At 67.3% G+C, this 13,270-nt stretch carries 16 protein-coding genes; 8 read left to right on the top strand and 8 right to left on the bottom strand.

Features of this window, described 5'->3' with window-relative positions; genetic code table 11:
- Positions 1-6: 6 nt before the first annotated feature.
- From GOQ09_RS00600 to GOQ09_RS00615, 4 genes are all read left to right on the top strand, one after another.
- The gene (locus tag GOQ09_RS00600) at positions 7-1,242 is read left to right on the top strand and encodes a CaiB/BaiF CoA transferase family protein (RefSeq protein ID WP_157611224.1); all 1,236 of its coding nucleotides are present in this window, start codon (positions 7-9) and stop codon (positions 1,240-1,242) included.
- 27 nt (positions 1,243-1,269) lie between these two features.
- On the top strand, positions 1,270-1,701 hold the full coding sequence (locus GOQ09_RS00605) for a VOC family protein (protein ID WP_157611225.1): 432 nt from the start codon (positions 1,270-1,272) through the stop codon (positions 1,699-1,701).
- 257 nt (positions 1,702-1,958) lie between these two features.
- Positions 1,959-2,546: a hypothetical protein gene (locus GOQ09_RS00610; protein WP_157611226.1), complete on the top strand. Its 588-nt coding sequence runs from the start codon at positions 1,959-1,961 to the stop codon at positions 2,544-2,546.
- 13 nt (positions 2,547-2,559) lie between these two features.
- Positions 2,560-2,967, top strand: a complete 408-nt coding sequence (locus GOQ09_RS00615) for a hypothetical protein (RefSeq protein ID WP_157611227.1) — start codon at positions 2,560-2,562, stop codon at positions 2,965-2,967.
- On the opposite strand, the gene GOQ09_RS00620 is transcribed toward GOQ09_RS00615, so the two are convergent.
- The gene (locus GOQ09_RS00620) at positions 2,964-3,422 is read right to left on the bottom strand and encodes a CopD family protein (protein WP_157611228.1); all 459 of its coding nucleotides are present in this window, start codon (positions 3,420-3,422) and stop codon (positions 2,964-2,966) included. The two genes, GOQ09_RS00615 and GOQ09_RS00620, sit on opposite strands and share 4 nt — an antisense overlap.
- Positions 3,423-3,521: 99 nt before the next feature.
- Between GOQ09_RS00620 and GOQ09_RS00625 the strand changes: the two genes are divergently transcribed.
- On the top strand, positions 3,522-4,355 hold the full coding sequence (locus GOQ09_RS00625; RefSeq protein WP_157611229.1) for an isocitrate lyase/PEP mutase family protein: 834 nt from the start codon (positions 3,522-3,524) through the stop codon (positions 4,353-4,355).
- A 33-nt stretch (positions 4,356-4,388) separates the two neighbouring features.
- Complete coding sequence (locus tag GOQ09_RS00630; RefSeq protein ID WP_157611230.1) at positions 4,389-4,970, top strand: uracil-DNA glycosylase family protein; 582 nt, start codon at positions 4,389-4,391, stop codon at positions 4,968-4,970.
- A gap of 5 nt (positions 4,971-4,975) precedes the next feature.
- Here the strand turns inward: GOQ09_RS00630 and GOQ09_RS00635 are convergent, their stop codons facing one another.
- Together GOQ09_RS00635 and GOQ09_RS00640 are read right to left on the bottom strand one after the other, a co-directional pair.
- On the bottom strand, positions 4,976-6,658 hold the full coding sequence (locus GOQ09_RS00635) for a hypothetical protein (RefSeq protein WP_157611231.1): 1,683 nt from the start codon (positions 6,656-6,658) through the stop codon (positions 4,976-4,978).
- 57 nt (positions 6,659-6,715) lie between these two features.
- Positions 6,716-6,910, bottom strand: a complete 195-nt coding sequence (locus GOQ09_RS00640; RefSeq protein WP_157611232.1) for a DUF1127 domain-containing protein — start codon at positions 6,908-6,910, stop codon at positions 6,716-6,718.
- A gap of 89 nt (positions 6,911-6,999) precedes the next feature.
- On the opposite strand from GOQ09_RS00640, the gene GOQ09_RS00645 reads away from it, so the two are divergent.
- On the top strand, positions 7,000-7,890 hold the full coding sequence (locus GOQ09_RS00645; protein WP_157611233.1) for a LysR family transcriptional regulator: 891 nt from the start codon (positions 7,000-7,002) through the stop codon (positions 7,888-7,890).
- A 2-nt stretch (positions 7,891-7,892) separates the two neighbouring features.
- On the opposite strand, the gene GOQ09_RS00650 is transcribed toward GOQ09_RS00645, so the two are convergent.
- The 5 genes from GOQ09_RS00650 to GOQ09_RS00670 all read right to left on the bottom strand — a co-directional run bounded on the left by GOQ09_RS00650 (position 7,893) and on the right by GOQ09_RS00670 (position 11,947).
- Positions 7,893-8,927: an aliphatic amidase gene (locus tag GOQ09_RS00650; RefSeq protein ID WP_157611234.1), complete on the bottom strand. Its 1,035-nt coding sequence runs from the start codon at positions 8,925-8,927 to the stop codon at positions 7,893-7,895.
- 162 nt (positions 8,928-9,089) lie between these two features.
- A complete protein-coding gene (locus GOQ09_RS00655; RefSeq protein ID WP_157611235.1) occupies positions 9,090-9,593 on the bottom strand; it encodes a hypothetical protein in 504 nt (167 codons plus the stop codon).
- 67 nt (positions 9,594-9,660) lie between these two features.
- Complete coding sequence (locus GOQ09_RS00660; protein ID WP_157611236.1) at positions 9,661-10,599, bottom strand: glutaminase; 939 nt, start codon at positions 10,597-10,599, stop codon at positions 9,661-9,663.
- Complete coding sequence (locus GOQ09_RS00665; protein ID WP_157611237.1) at positions 10,596-11,495, bottom strand: DMT family transporter; 900 nt, start codon at positions 11,493-11,495, stop codon at positions 10,596-10,598. The genes GOQ09_RS00660 and GOQ09_RS00665 overlap by 4 nt, the downstream gene beginning before the upstream one ends.
- Positions 11,496-11,503: 8 nt before the next feature.
- Positions 11,504-11,947 carry a flavin reductase family protein gene (locus tag GOQ09_RS00670; protein WP_274708910.1) on the bottom strand — a complete coding sequence of 148 codons (444 nt, stop codon included), beginning with the start codon at positions 11,945-11,947 and terminating at the stop codon, positions 11,504-11,506.
- Positions 11,948-12,257: 310 nt separating this feature from the next.
- Between GOQ09_RS00670 and GOQ09_RS00675 the strand changes: the two genes are divergently transcribed.
- Positions 12,258-13,250, top strand: a complete 993-nt coding sequence (locus GOQ09_RS00675) for a Bug family tripartite tricarboxylate transporter substrate binding protein (RefSeq protein ID WP_157611239.1) — start codon at positions 12,258-12,260, stop codon at positions 13,248-13,250.
- Positions 13,251-13,270: the final 20 nt, after the last annotated feature.

A 13,270-nucleotide genomic window follows, 5' to 3' on the forward strand; every position in this document is an offset into this window, starting at 1 on the left:
ACACGCATGGCCAAGCCCGCAGCCCTGGACGGCATCAAGGTCCTCGATCTGTCCCGCGTGCTCGCGGGCCCGTGGTGCACGCAGATCCTCGCGGACCTCGGCGCCGATGTCATCAAGATCGAGCGCCCCGGCGTGGGCGACGACACGCGCACCTGGGGCCCGCCGTTCATCAAGGACGCGAACGGCAACGACACCGACCAGGCCAGCTACTTCACGGCCTGCAACCGCAACAAGCGCTCGGTCACGGTCGACATGGCCACGCCCGACGGGCAGGCGCTGCTCAAGCAGATGGCGGAGCAGGCCGACATCGTGGTCGAGAACTTCAAGACCGGCGGCCTCGAGCAATACGGCCTCGACCACAAGAGCCTTCGCGCGGCCAACCCGCGGCTCATCTACTGCAGCGTGACCGGCTTCGGCCACAACGGCCCTTATGCCGAGCGGGCGGGTTACGACCTGATGATCCAGGCCATGACCGGCATGATGAGCATCACCGGCCGCCCCGACGGCGAGCCCGGTGGCGGCCCGCTGCGCGTGGGCGTGGCTCTTACCGACCTGTTCACCGGCGTGTACGCGAGCACAGCCATCCTGGCCGCATTGCAGGTGCGCGACCGCACCGGCGAAGGCCAGCACATCGACATGGCGCTGCTCGACGTGGGCATGGCCATCCTCGCCAACCAAGCGAGCGCCTTTCTCAACACCGGCAAGGCGCCGCAGCGCCAGGGCAACACGCACCCGAGCCTTGCGCCTTATCAAGACTTTCCCACGCTCGACGGTTCGATGCTGCTCGCCATCGGCAACAACGGCCAGTTCGCGCGCTTCTGCGAGGCGGCCGGCCACCCCGAGTGGGCGGCCGATGCGCGCTTTGCCACCAACACGCTGCGCGTGAAGCACCGCGGCGTGCTCATTCCGATGATGGAAGAGCTCACCCGCACCCGCACCACGGCCGATTGGGTCACGCTGCTCGAAGACAAGGCCGTGCCCTGCGGCCCGATCAACGACATTGCGCAGGCCTTCGACGATGCACAGGTCAAGGCCCGCGGCCTGGCCGTGACGCTGCCGCGCGGTGCGGGCGACGGCATTGAAAGCATCACCGGCGTGGCGAGCCCTCTGCGCCTGACGGCCACGCCTCCCGTGCTGCGCCACGCACCGCCGGCGCTCGGGCAACACACGCGCGAGGTGCTGGCGGAGTTCGGCATCGACGCCGCGCGCTTCGACACCCTGCGCGCGGCGGGCGTGGTCTAAGAAGAAAGCGAACAAGGAGAGCAAGCCATGACGGACCCGACGCACAGCCTTCCGTTCTCGGTGCTGCGCATCGACCACGTCGTGCTGCGCGTGGAGGACGCCGAGCGCGCCATTGCCTTCTACCGCGACGTGCTCGGTTGCGCGGTCGAGAGGCGCCGCGAACACCTCGGGCTCGTGCACCTGCGCGCCGGCACCAACCTCATCGACCTTGTCACGCTCGACGGCCCGCTCGGCAAACAGGGCGGCGCGATGGCCGGCAAGGAAGGCCGCAACGTCGACCACATCTGCCTGCGCGTCGAGCCCTTCGACGAAGCGGCGATCCGCGCGTTGATGGCACGGCACGGCGTGCCGGTGAACGGCGAGGTGCAGAACAACTTCGGCGCCGAAGGCGACGGGCCTTCGATCTACATCACCGATCCTGACGGCAACGGCATCGAACTCAAGGGTGCGGCGGGCTGATTCTGTTTGCCGCGGTTTCAGGGTCGGCGCTGCTGTTCGTTCAGGGCGGCGCTCCCGCCGACGGGGTACCTTTCTCCGCAAATGTCCCCCGGCCTGCGGCCTCCTCCTTTATTTCGCTGCGCAAGGCACCCCGCCAGCGGGTGCGTTGCACACGCCCCGAATGCACCCGCACCTAGGTTACCGCTCCGCCCCTTGAGCTTCGCGGAGAATCGGCGCGCGCCATCGCGCACACAACGATTCTTCAAGGGAGCTTTTCAATGTCTGAACATTCATCTGCCGCGCGTGCCACCGCGCGACTTTCCGTCGCCATGTCCGCGCTGGCCGTCGCCACACTGCTGGCCGCCTGCGGCTCGCGCCAACCGGCCACGCCCGAGCCACCACCCGCGACCGCCACGCCGCGCAACAGCGTCGTCATGCCCGCCATCGCCTACGGCACCACCACCAAGGGCGTGCAACTGTCGAAGGCCGACGACGCGTGCGATGTGCCTGCCTCGCTGCGGCAAGCCGTGCAGGATCAGCTGCTTGAGCCCTACGAATTTCTGCTCGCGCCGCCGGCACCCGCCAACGCGCAGGCCGCGCCCGTGCTGAAGCTGGAAATTACCGACCTGCTGGCGAACGCGGGCGGCCTCTACGGCGGCCCAAAGATCGTTCAGCTGCGCGGCACGCTGGAGCGCCAGGGCGACGCGCCCGCGAAGTTCACCGCGCAGCGCCAGATGTTCATCTACTTCGGCATGCCGCGCAGCACCTGCAGCATGGTCGGTGTCGTGACCTACAAGCTGGGCGAGGACATCGCACAGTGGCTGCTGAAGCCGGTGGACGGCGCGGTGTTGGGCGAGCGCCAATAAGGAATCCCGGGCGATGACTCAGATGGAAAAGGTCGAGGCGGTCGCTGTGCCGACCGTATTCGATGACCAGGGTGCCTGGGAGATCGTGCGTGTCGACTACGCGCTGCGGCAACTCACAGTCGTGGCCCAGGATGTAAAAAGCGATACGTCGATCAGGGTCAGGTTCGACGACGTCGTGGCCTATCGGGTCATGGACGAGCGCGACCTGGGCGAATACTGGCCCGCCTGTTCCCTGCCGAACGGATGGGTTTATTCGATTCGATCGGGTGGTTGGCTGTCACAGGAGTCGGCGCGCTCCGGCAGTTGCGTGGGGTTGTTCTATCCCGGTGTTCAGGAATACCTGGTGGCCGGATTCACTGACTGCGTCTCCGTTCTTTGTACCAGCGAGCCGCGGATCGAATTGGACCCGGGCAACAGCTAGCCGGCACGCCCAACGATCGCCACGCCGAATACCACCACGCCGAGCGCGAGGTTCAGGCTCACCAGCTTGCGCACCATGTCGAGCCGCCCGGCCGCCACGGGCCAGGCGCTCTCGTCGACCGCGCGACGCAGCGCCCTGAACACCGACGCGCGGATGTACACGTAAATGCCGGCCATGACGATGGCAATGCCCATCATCGCCTCGACCCGCCAGTGCACGCCGCGGAAACCGCCCATCAGCAGGATCATCGTCACGCCGGTCACGAACAGCAGCGTGACCGCCGCATCCACGCCGACGAAGAAGCGCCGCAGCGCCGCGGCCATCATGCGCAGGCGCAGCGGCGGCTCGAGCGTGGCGACAGCGGCGGGGCGCACCGCAAAGTGCAGGGTGGCCATGCCGCCGACCCAGAAGGCGGCGGCCAGGAGGTGGATGAAAAGAAGGATGACGTGTTGCATGGGGACCGATCAGAACACCGAAAGGCGCGAGTGCGCAATGTCGGCGCTGTTGCGTTAAAACTCCGTCTTTCGCATGCAAGAAAGAAAGACGAGGCTTCGATGACCCGCACCATCGCGCAAAAACGCGCCGACTTCCGCGCCCTTCATGAACAGGGCTGCTTCGTCATTCCCAACCCCTGGGACACGGGCAGCGCGCGCTACCTCGAAGGCCTGGGCTTCAAGGCACTGGCCACCACCAGCTCGGGCTTTGCATGGTCGCACGGCAGGGCCGATGGCGCGCTGGATCGCGGGCTGATCTTGGACCATCTGCGCGAGCTGGTCGCGGCCACCGACCTGCCGGTGAACGCCGATTTCGAGAACGGCTTTGCCGCCGATGCGCAGGGCGTTGCCGAGAGCGTGGGGCTTGCGGTCGAGACCGGCGTGGCCGGCCTTTCGATCGAGGATTCGACCGGCGATGCCGCGAGCCCGCTTTTCCCGATCGACGTGGCCGTTGAGCGGCTGCGCGCCGCGCGCCAAGCCATCGATGCGGCGGGCGGCGACACCTTGCTGGTGGGCCGCGCCGAGAATTTCTTCGCGGGCCGGCCCGACCTGGACGACACCATCGCGCGGCTCAAGGCCTATGCCGAAGCCGGCGCCGATTGCCTCTACGCACCCGGCATCAAGACGCGCGAGCAGATCGCCGCAGTGGTTGCGGCCGTGGCGCCGAAACCGGTCAACCTGCTGGTCGGATCGACCAGCGAGCTCACCATGCAGGACATCGCCGAACTGGGTGTGCGGCGCGTGAGCGTGGGCGGCGCGCTCGCGCGCGCGGCCTGGGGCGGGTTCATGCGCGCCGCGCGCACGCTGGCGGAAGAGGGGCGCTTCGACGGTTTTGCGGGCGCCGCCATGGGCAGCGAACTCGACGGTTTCTTTCGTCCGTTCGGAAAGAGGTAGGCGAGGAAAAGCTTCGAGCCGGGTCAACCGACGATGGATACGCTGCTTGCGGAAATCCGCAGCTGCAAGGCCTGCGTGGCTTACCTGCCGCTGGGGCCGCGGCCGGTGGTGCAGGCCAGTGCCAGTGCGCGGCTGCTGATCGTCGGCCAGGCGCCGAGCCTGACGGTGCACACCACCGGCGTGCCGTGGAACGACAAGAGCGGCGAGCAGTTGCGCCGCTGGCTCGGCATCGACCGCGAAGTGTTTTACGACGCGTCGCGCGTGGCAATCATGCCGATGGGCTATTGCTACCCGGGCCGCGGCAGCAGCGGCGACCTGCCTCCGCGCAAGGAATGCGCCGCGCTATGGCATGAGCGCCTGCTTGCGCAGATGAAGGAGATCGAACTGACACTGCTCATCGGCCAGTATGCGCAGCGCCACTTCCTCGGCAGCGCCAGCAAGGGCGGCGTGACCGAAACCGTCGAAGCCTTTGCGGAATACGCACCGCGCTTCATTCCGCTGCCGCATCCGTCGCCGCGCAACACGGGCTGGTTCAAGCACCATCCGTGGTTCGAGCGCGACGTGCTGCCGGTGCTGCGCGAGCGCGTGCGCCATGTGTTGGCAAATGCCGGCTAGCTGAGCTAGGCGGATTTTCGAACAGCCTTCTTCCGCGCCGCGGGCCGGCGCGGCGGCTTTGTCTCTAAAACCAGCTCGGCCGGCAGCGTGTCATTCCATGACTCGGTGAAATAGGCGCGGTCGCTCGGCACGAGTTGGGGCAACGCTTCGCGCAGCAGATCCAGGGACTGCCCGGCCGCTTTCAGATCGCCTGCATGCGCCGCATACCAGGCGTGCTCGAAGAGCAGGCTGCAATGCTGCAGGCCCGGATAGCGACGGCGTCCGGCCAGGTGATCGGCCAGCCGCGCCTGTGCCACATCGACCCACCGCGCAGGCCAGTGCGCCGCATCGAACGCATCCGCAAGCGGTCCGGCGAGCTTCGATATTGCGGTCGGGTCCAGCGGCTTCTGCGCACGGAATTGCGCGAGCGTGGGTTGCGGCTCGGGGCGGCAATGGCCGCGCGCGATGCGCATCAGGTAGATCGCGTTCCACGCCGAGCGGCCCTGCCCGTCGGTGTGGCCGCAGAGCCATTCGCTGAAGGCAATCCACTGCACGGCGCGGCGCGTGGTGTCGGCATTGCCGTCATGCGCAAGGGCCGGCAGGTCGGAGAGGCCGACGCGGTCGAACAGCCACGCGGCCATGCCCATGTTGGCGGCCACGTGCTGCGCCGCGTCGAAGGAATGCGACTCGAAGGCCGCGGCCAGCGCCTCACCGAAGCGGCGCAATGCCTCTTCCGCCAGTGCAGCGGCGGCGGGTTTGTCGTCGGCGGCAAGCCCCAGCGCGCGCGAGCGGCACACCAGCGCCCATAAGTTGCACCACTCGAAGCGCACGTCGGGGTGGTGCCGCAGCACCAGGCCGCGCGCCGCGTCGCGGGCCATGCCGCCCAGCAGCGATTCGGCCAACGGCAGGTCGCGCGCGGTGTAGGCGCACCACGCCGAGACGATGCATTCCATCGCACCCAGATAGTCGTTGCCCGCCACATGGTGCGCGAGGCGCTGCTTCTTGAGCGCCTGCAGCCGGCGGCGCGCCTGTTCGTTGTCGCCAAGCCGGCGCCAGAGCATGGCCTCGCTGAGCGTGACCAGCGCGCGCTGGAAGTCCGTGGCGGCCAGCGTTCCGGCCAGGCGGACGGATTCGAGTGCGCTGGCCGGTTGGCCAGGCGTGCTGCCGCCTGCCACGGGCGCCATCAGCCGGCCTTGCCGCGCCGCCTGCTGCGAGGCGACCAGCTGCTTCCAGAACGCGGCGTCTTGCAGGTGCACCGCATCGGGCGCCATCGGCGAGCTGATCGCCGTTGAACTTGTCTTGCGCGAGCGCAGCCCAAGAAAAGAGGCCACCTCGGCCGCCGTGGCGGCGCGGCCACCCGCCAGCAGGCGTACACGCTTCGCCTCCGCCGCGGGCAACCAGAAGGGCCCTTGGCTGCGCCGTTCGTCGTTCAAGAAGCGCGGCTCGCGCTGCGTGTCCTCACCCCAGCCAACTTCGATGTTCCACGCCTTGAAGTCGCGGAAGGCCCGGCTCACCACCATGCGCAGCGTGCTCGCGCCGGTGACTTCGCCGCGGAGGTCCGAGAGCCGCACGATGCCGCCTTCGGCATCGTGCGCGTGCTTCATGCGCGCGAGCAGCCAGAGCGACTGGAAGGACGCGCGGCGGCCGTTCACCGATTGCGGCGAGGTGAGTTCGATGGAAAGCGGGGCGGGTGTAGCGGGTTTGGGCACGCCCCGGATTGAACCTCAAATTGCGCGAGAACGTCTGAAGGTCGAGGCCGTTTTCTTTCAGTACTTGTCTCGCTCGATCAGCGCTTGGACCTGGCTGCGCCCGAGGCCCAGGTCTCGCAGCTCATGGTCGCTCATGCTGGCCAGATGCTGCGAGTCGGCGCGGCTGCGGCGGTGCTCCGCGGCACGGCGGCGCCAACTGCGCAGGGCGTGCATCAGGCGTTGATGAAAGGGCGAGTGCGTTGGCGCTGTCACGATGGGCTCCTTGTTGGGAGCACTGATCTTGCGGCGAGGCATGCTATTGTGGAAGTTGAGATTTCTGACACTTCCAATCAGCATTCCTGATGCGACAACTCAACCTCGACCAGCTTCGCACGCTCATCGCGATTGCGGACCTTGGCACTTTCTCTGCGGCGGCCAGTGCGCTGCATCTTGCGCAGCCCACGGTAAGCCTGCACATCAGCGAACTCGAATCGCGGCTGGGCACGTCTCTGGTGGTGCGCGGCAACCGCCGCGTCACGCCCACCGCGGCTGGCGCGGCATTGGTCGAGCGCGGCCGCAAGCTGCTGCGCGATACCGACGATGCCATCGAAGCCGTCAAGCGCCAGGCCGAGGGCCGCACCGGCCGCGTCCGCCTGGGCACGTCCACGGGCGTGGTGGTCGACCTGCTGCCGCAGGTGCTCGAGGCATTGGGCGTGGGGCATTCGGGTATCGACGTGGAGGTGAGCATCCTCGGCTCGAACGACGCAATGTCCCGGCTGGCAGCGGGCACGCTCGATATTGGCTTGGTGGCGGTACCGCAGCCGCCGCTGCGCGAGCTGGTCGTGACGCCATGGCGGGACCAGCCCATGATGGCCTTCGTGCCGCAGCGCTGGAAGGCGCCCAAGCGCGTCTCGCCCGCATGGCTGGCGGCGCAGCCGCTGATCTTCAACGAGGCCACCACGCACATGTACCGGCTCACCATGGAGTGGTTTGCGGCGGCGGGCTTCGCGCCGCGCGCGCGCATCGAGTTGAACTACGACGCGGCCATCCGCAGCCTGGTGGCGGCCGGCTATGGCGCCGCGCTGTTGCCGCTGCAGCAAACCACCGACGCGGCGCTGAACGAGCGCATGCAGATCCTGCCGGTCACGCCCAGGCTCACGCGCCGGCTCGGCATTGCACACCGCCAGCGCGCCACGCTCGACGGCGCCACGCTGAGCGTGTTGAAGGTGCTGACGGAGTTTCGCCAGCTCTGATTTCAGCTGCGCGTGGCTTCGTTCGGAAGGCCTTCGATCGGGCATTCGGCGGTGCCGATGGTGCTGCGCGTGAACGACTCCACCTGCTTGCGCGCCGCTTCGGGGTCTTCGATCCACTGCTTGTAGAAGTCGAACGGGCATTCGGCCACGCCCTTGTCGCCGTCGCCCGAATTGATGACGCCGGTGTAGCCGCGGTGCATGAGCTTGAACAGGTGGTTCTGCGACTGGCCGTTCTTGCGCGCGTCGCGGATCAGCCCCATGGACAGCTCGGCGTAGTTGATGCCCATTTCTTCCTCGCCGCATTCGCCGAGCGTGCGGCCGTCGAAGCCGATGATGGCCGAGTGGCCGAAGTACGAGTACACGCCGTCGAACCCCGCCGCGTTGGCCACCGCCACGTAGGTGTTGTTCATGAAGGCCATGGCCTTGGACACAAGGATCTGCTGCTCCTTGGCCGGGTACATGTAGCCCTGGCAGCGAATGACGAGCTCGGCGCCGCGCATGGTGCAGTCGCGCCAGATCTCGGGGTAGTTGCCATCGTCGCAGACGATGAGGCTGATCTTCATGCCCTTGGGGCCGTCGCTCACGTAGGTGCGGTCGCCCGGGTACCAGCCCTCGATGGGCACCCACGGCATGATCTTGCGGTACTTCTGGACGATCTCTCCCTGGTTGTTCATGAGGATCAGCGTGTTGTAGGGCGCCTTGTCCGGATGCTGCTCATGGCGCTCGCCGGTCAGCGAGAACACGCCCCACACGTTGGCGCGCCGGCAGGCGTCGGCAAAGATGGCGGTCTCTTCCCCGGGCACGGTGGCGGCGGTGTCGTACATCTCCTTCGCGTCGTACATGATCCCGTGCGTGGAATATTCGGGAAAGATCACCAGGTCCATGCCCGGCAGCCCCTTCTTCATGCCGACCAGCATTTCGCCGATCTTGCGGGCGTTGTCCAGCACCTCGGCCTTGGTGTGCAGGCGGGGCATCTTGTAGTTGACGACCGCGACGCCCACGCAATCGCTGCTGCTCGAAATATCACCATGTCGCATGACGCTGCTCCTGAAGGATGGTTGAGAAACAAGAAAAAAAGCCCGGCCCGGTGTTCATCCGGCTCGGGCTTTTTTGCGGTGCGGCGGTGGGTGTCGTCGAAGCCGATTGTTCTCAACTCAGCGGGGGCTGCCCATACGTCATTTCGCTGATTGCGGCGGCCTTCAGCGCGGGCGTGCGTAGTCCGATTCGATCCAGGCCGTGGCGCTTGAGATGGTGAGCCTGAAGGCGGGCGAGACGTTGACGCTGGCAAGCTCGGTGTCGTCCACATCGTCGTGCGCGGTGAGCGTGGCGGAGGGGCTGTCTTCGTCGGGCACGATGGCGAGCGACACGCGCACGCGCTGGTCGTTGCGGGCGGTGACGGTCACGCTCTTGTTGAGCGTGGCGTGGAGCTGCTGCTCATGGCGGCGAATGACTTCGGCGGCGGTCTTCACCAGCGTGGAGAAGGCGGGCCCGTCGAGCGGCTTGGGGTTCTTCTTGTCGCGGCCCATGGTCCACGGGCCGACCAGCGCAGGTTCCGGGTCGCCGTGGCGGGTCATCTCGACGGCCCAGCCGTCGTCTTCCTCGTTCTTGATCACGCGGGCGGTCCACTGGCCGTCGCGCCAGAGGCGGGCTTCCTGAAGGGGGAGGGTGTCGTCGGAGTCGGTGGAATCTGTGGCTTCGGTCATTCGGATGCTTGTGAGGGCGTGGATTCGTGCGCGGCCCATTTTCGCCTGCGCGCCAGCGAACGGGCGCTCAGAAGACCGACAGCCCGGTGCGCGCGACGAAGAGCTCCAGCGCCTTCATGCCGAGCAGCGAGTTGCCCGTGGCGTCCAGCGCAGGAGACCAGACGCACAGCGTGAGCCGGTCGGGCACCACGGCCACGATGCCTCCGCCCACGCCGCTCTTGCAGGGCAGGCCGATCGAGAACGCCACGTCGCCAGCGGCGTCGTAGGTTCCGCAGGTGAGCATCAGCGAATTGATGCGCCGCGCCTGCCGCTCGCCGGTTACATCGGCCTGGCCGTCGATCGGATGCGCGCCGTCGCGGCACAGGAACGCCGCCGCCCGTGCGAGCTGGCGGCAGTTCATCCGCAGCGCGCACTGATGAAAGTAGGTGTCCAGCACATCGGCCACGTCGTTGTCGATCTTGCCGAAGCTCTTCATGAAGTTGGCCAGCGCGATGTTGCGAAAGCCCGTGGCTGCCTCGGAGCGCGCCACCTCGTCGTCGAATGCAATCGGCTCCCCGCACAGGTTGCCCATCAACGCAAGAATGTCGGCCTTGGCGCTGCCGCCGGCGGCAAGCGCCTGGCTCACCAGGCGGTCGGCCACTGCAATGGCGCCCGCATTGATGAACGGATTGCGCGGCTTGCCGTGCTCGTTTTCCAGCTGCACCAGCGAGTTGAAGGGGTTGCCCGAGGGCTCGCGTCCGATGCGCTCCCACAGCGCGTCGCCCATGCGCTGCATGGCGAGCGTGAGCGTGAAGAGCTTGGACACGCTCTGGATCGAGAACGGAGTTTCGGCATCGCCCGCATAGGCCTCGGCGCCCTGGCAGGTGCGCAGTGCAATGCCGAGCTGGCGCGCATCGACGCACGCCAGCGCCGGAATGTAGCTGGCCACCGTGCCGGCCGTGCCCAGCAATGGCCGCAGCGTGGCGACGATGTCGTCGAGCACCGGCTGGAAGTCTGAGCCCTTCATGGCCGCGCCTTTCGCCGGTTGACCAGCACGATGCCCAGGGCGACACCCGCCAGCGCCAGCATGAGCTGCAGCGTGAGCGGCTCGCTGAGCAGCACCACGCCGAACACCAGCGCGAACAGCGGCGTCAGAAAGCTGAACGACGACATCTGCGTGGCGGGATAGTGCCGCAGCAGCCACATCCAGGTGAGATAGCTCGCGAATGCGCCGATCACGGTCTGCAGGCCGATCGAGGTCCACGCCCAGGCCGAGTACGAGAAGCCCCACTTTTCACCCAGCACCAGCGAGATCACCGGGCACACCGCCGCGGTCACGCCGACTTGATAGAACAAGGCCTTCTCGGCGCTCGCGGTGGCAAGCCGCGTGGTGCGCAGCGCCAGCGTGGTCAGGCCCCAGAGCATGCCGCCCACGAGCCCCATCGCATCGCCCAGCAACTGGTTGGAGCTCGAGTGCCCGAAGCCCTCGCTGAACGCGAACACCACGGCTGCGAACGCGATGACGAGGCCCAGCCATTGCAAGCCCCGCAGGCGTTCGGCCGGCACCCAGCGCGGCAGCAGCAGCGACACCCAGAACGGCGCGGTGTACAGGAACACCGTGAGCCGCGAGGCCGAGGTGTGCTGCAGGCCCAGGTAGATGCAGGCGAACTCGCCCGCGAACAGCAGCCCCACCAGGAGGCCCCCGGGCAGCGTGCCGTCCCGCTCGAAAAGCGGCACCCGCCGCGATACGCACCAGAGCCACAGCAGCGCCACGGCACCCGCCATGCGGATGGAGGCCTGCCAGAGCGGCGGCACTTCGGTAACGGTGGTCTTGATGAGAATCTGCTGCAGCCCCCAGAACGCGCAGCATGCGATGAGAAGGCCAATGGCGAGGGAGTCGAGGTGGGTCTTGCGCTGGATCATTCGTCGGGTCAGAGCGGATGCTCGGTGTAGAAGCGCCCGCCGTGGAACAGCAGCGGCGAGGCGCCCGCGTTGTGCGTGCAGCGCTCCACTTCGCCGACGAAGATCACGTGGTCGCCTTCGTCGTAGCGGCTGCGGTTGAAGCACTCGAAGCTGGCCGCCGCACCTGCCAGCACCGGCGCACCGCCAAGGCCTTCGGTAAAGGCCACGTCGGCCCAGCGGTCGATGTTCTTGGTGGCGAAGCGCTCGGCCAATTCCTTCTGGTTGGCCGCCAGGATGTTGATGGCGTAGTGCGAGCCGGTGCTGAGCGCCGGCATCGAGCCCGCGGCGCGCGCCAGGCTCCACAGCACCAGCGGCGGCGCAAGCGACACCGAGTTGAACGAGTTCGCCGTGAGGCCGACCAGCACGCCGTCGGCCGAACGCGCGGTGACGATGGTCACGCCCGTGGCAAACATGCCGAGCGCGCTGCGGAATTCTTCGGTCGAGAAGGAAGGCGGTTGCGCCTGGGCGGGAGCGTTCACGAAAAAGCCAGAGAGTGCGCAGGATGACGCCGCTCTATTCTGGCCGAAGGCCGCGAGGACCGCCGAACGGCGCTTCCGGGTGCCGCTGATCTTGTTGACGATCAGATTCATATTCCGATGAGCCCGATGCTGTACGGACAGAAACGTATAGGGAAAGCTCTTATGTTTTCTTATTAACTTAACACTGATAAGATTAAATTGCGCCCTGCCACCGCCCGGTGGCGAGCCAGAAAAAGGAGACGACATGCTCGGACGACAACTCTCTCGGTTCCTGCGGCAGTGGGCGCCGTTTGCCATGCTTGCGCTCTTCAGCGCCGCCGCTGCGGCCGCCGCCGCCTACCCGGACCGGCCAATTCGGCTGGTTGTGCCCTACACCCCCGGGGGCATCAGCGATGTGCTGGCTCGGGCGTTGGCCGAGCGCATGCGCAAGGACCTGGGCCAGCCCGTGATCGTGGACAACAAGCCGGGCGCCAACACCGCGCTGGGCGCACGACTGGTGGCCTCCGCCGAGCCTGACGGCTACACGGTGCTGTTTGCCACCGGCGCCACTGCGGTGCTCAACCCGCTGCTCTATCCCAAGCTGTCTTACAACCCCGAGAAGGAGCTGCAGCCCGTAGCTCGTATCGCGGTCACGCCAATGGTGATGCTGGTCGGCAACAGCTCGCCGCACCGCACGCTGCGCGACCTGGTCGCCGACGCGAAGGCGAACCCGGGCAAGCTCAACTACGCATCCACGGGCACCGGCAGTTCGTTGCACCTGGCCGTCGAACTGCTGCAAAGCGCCACCGGTGTTTCGCTGGTGCATGTGCCCTACAACGGCAGCGCACCGGCCCAGGCCGCATTGATGGCCGGCGATATCCAGTTCTTTGCCGACTCCACGGGCAGTGCCATGGGCCTGGTGCGCGGCGGCAAGCTGCGTCCGCTGGCGGTTACCACCCGCGAACGGCTGCCGGCCCTGCCGGAGGTGCCGACGGTCGCGGAAAGCGGTTATCCCGACTACGAGGTCACCACCTGGTTCGGCCTCATGCTGCCCCGCAACGCGCCGGCTGACGTGGTGAGCCGCCTGAACGCCTCTGCGGGACACGCGGTGGCCGACCGCAGCTTCCGCGACCAGTTCGAGGCGCTCGGGCTGGTGGTGCCGCCGGCGCTCACGGCGGCCGAGTTCAACACCTACATCGGCCGCGAGCGTGAGCGCTGGGCGCCGCTGATCCGCGCCAAGCACATCGTCCTCGAATAGTCCCGCACCTCATCGGAACC

The organism is Variovorax paradoxus (assembly GCF_009755665.1).
Classification (GTDB): Bacteria; Pseudomonadota; Gammaproteobacteria; order Burkholderiales; family Burkholderiaceae_C; genus Variovorax; species Variovorax paradoxus_G.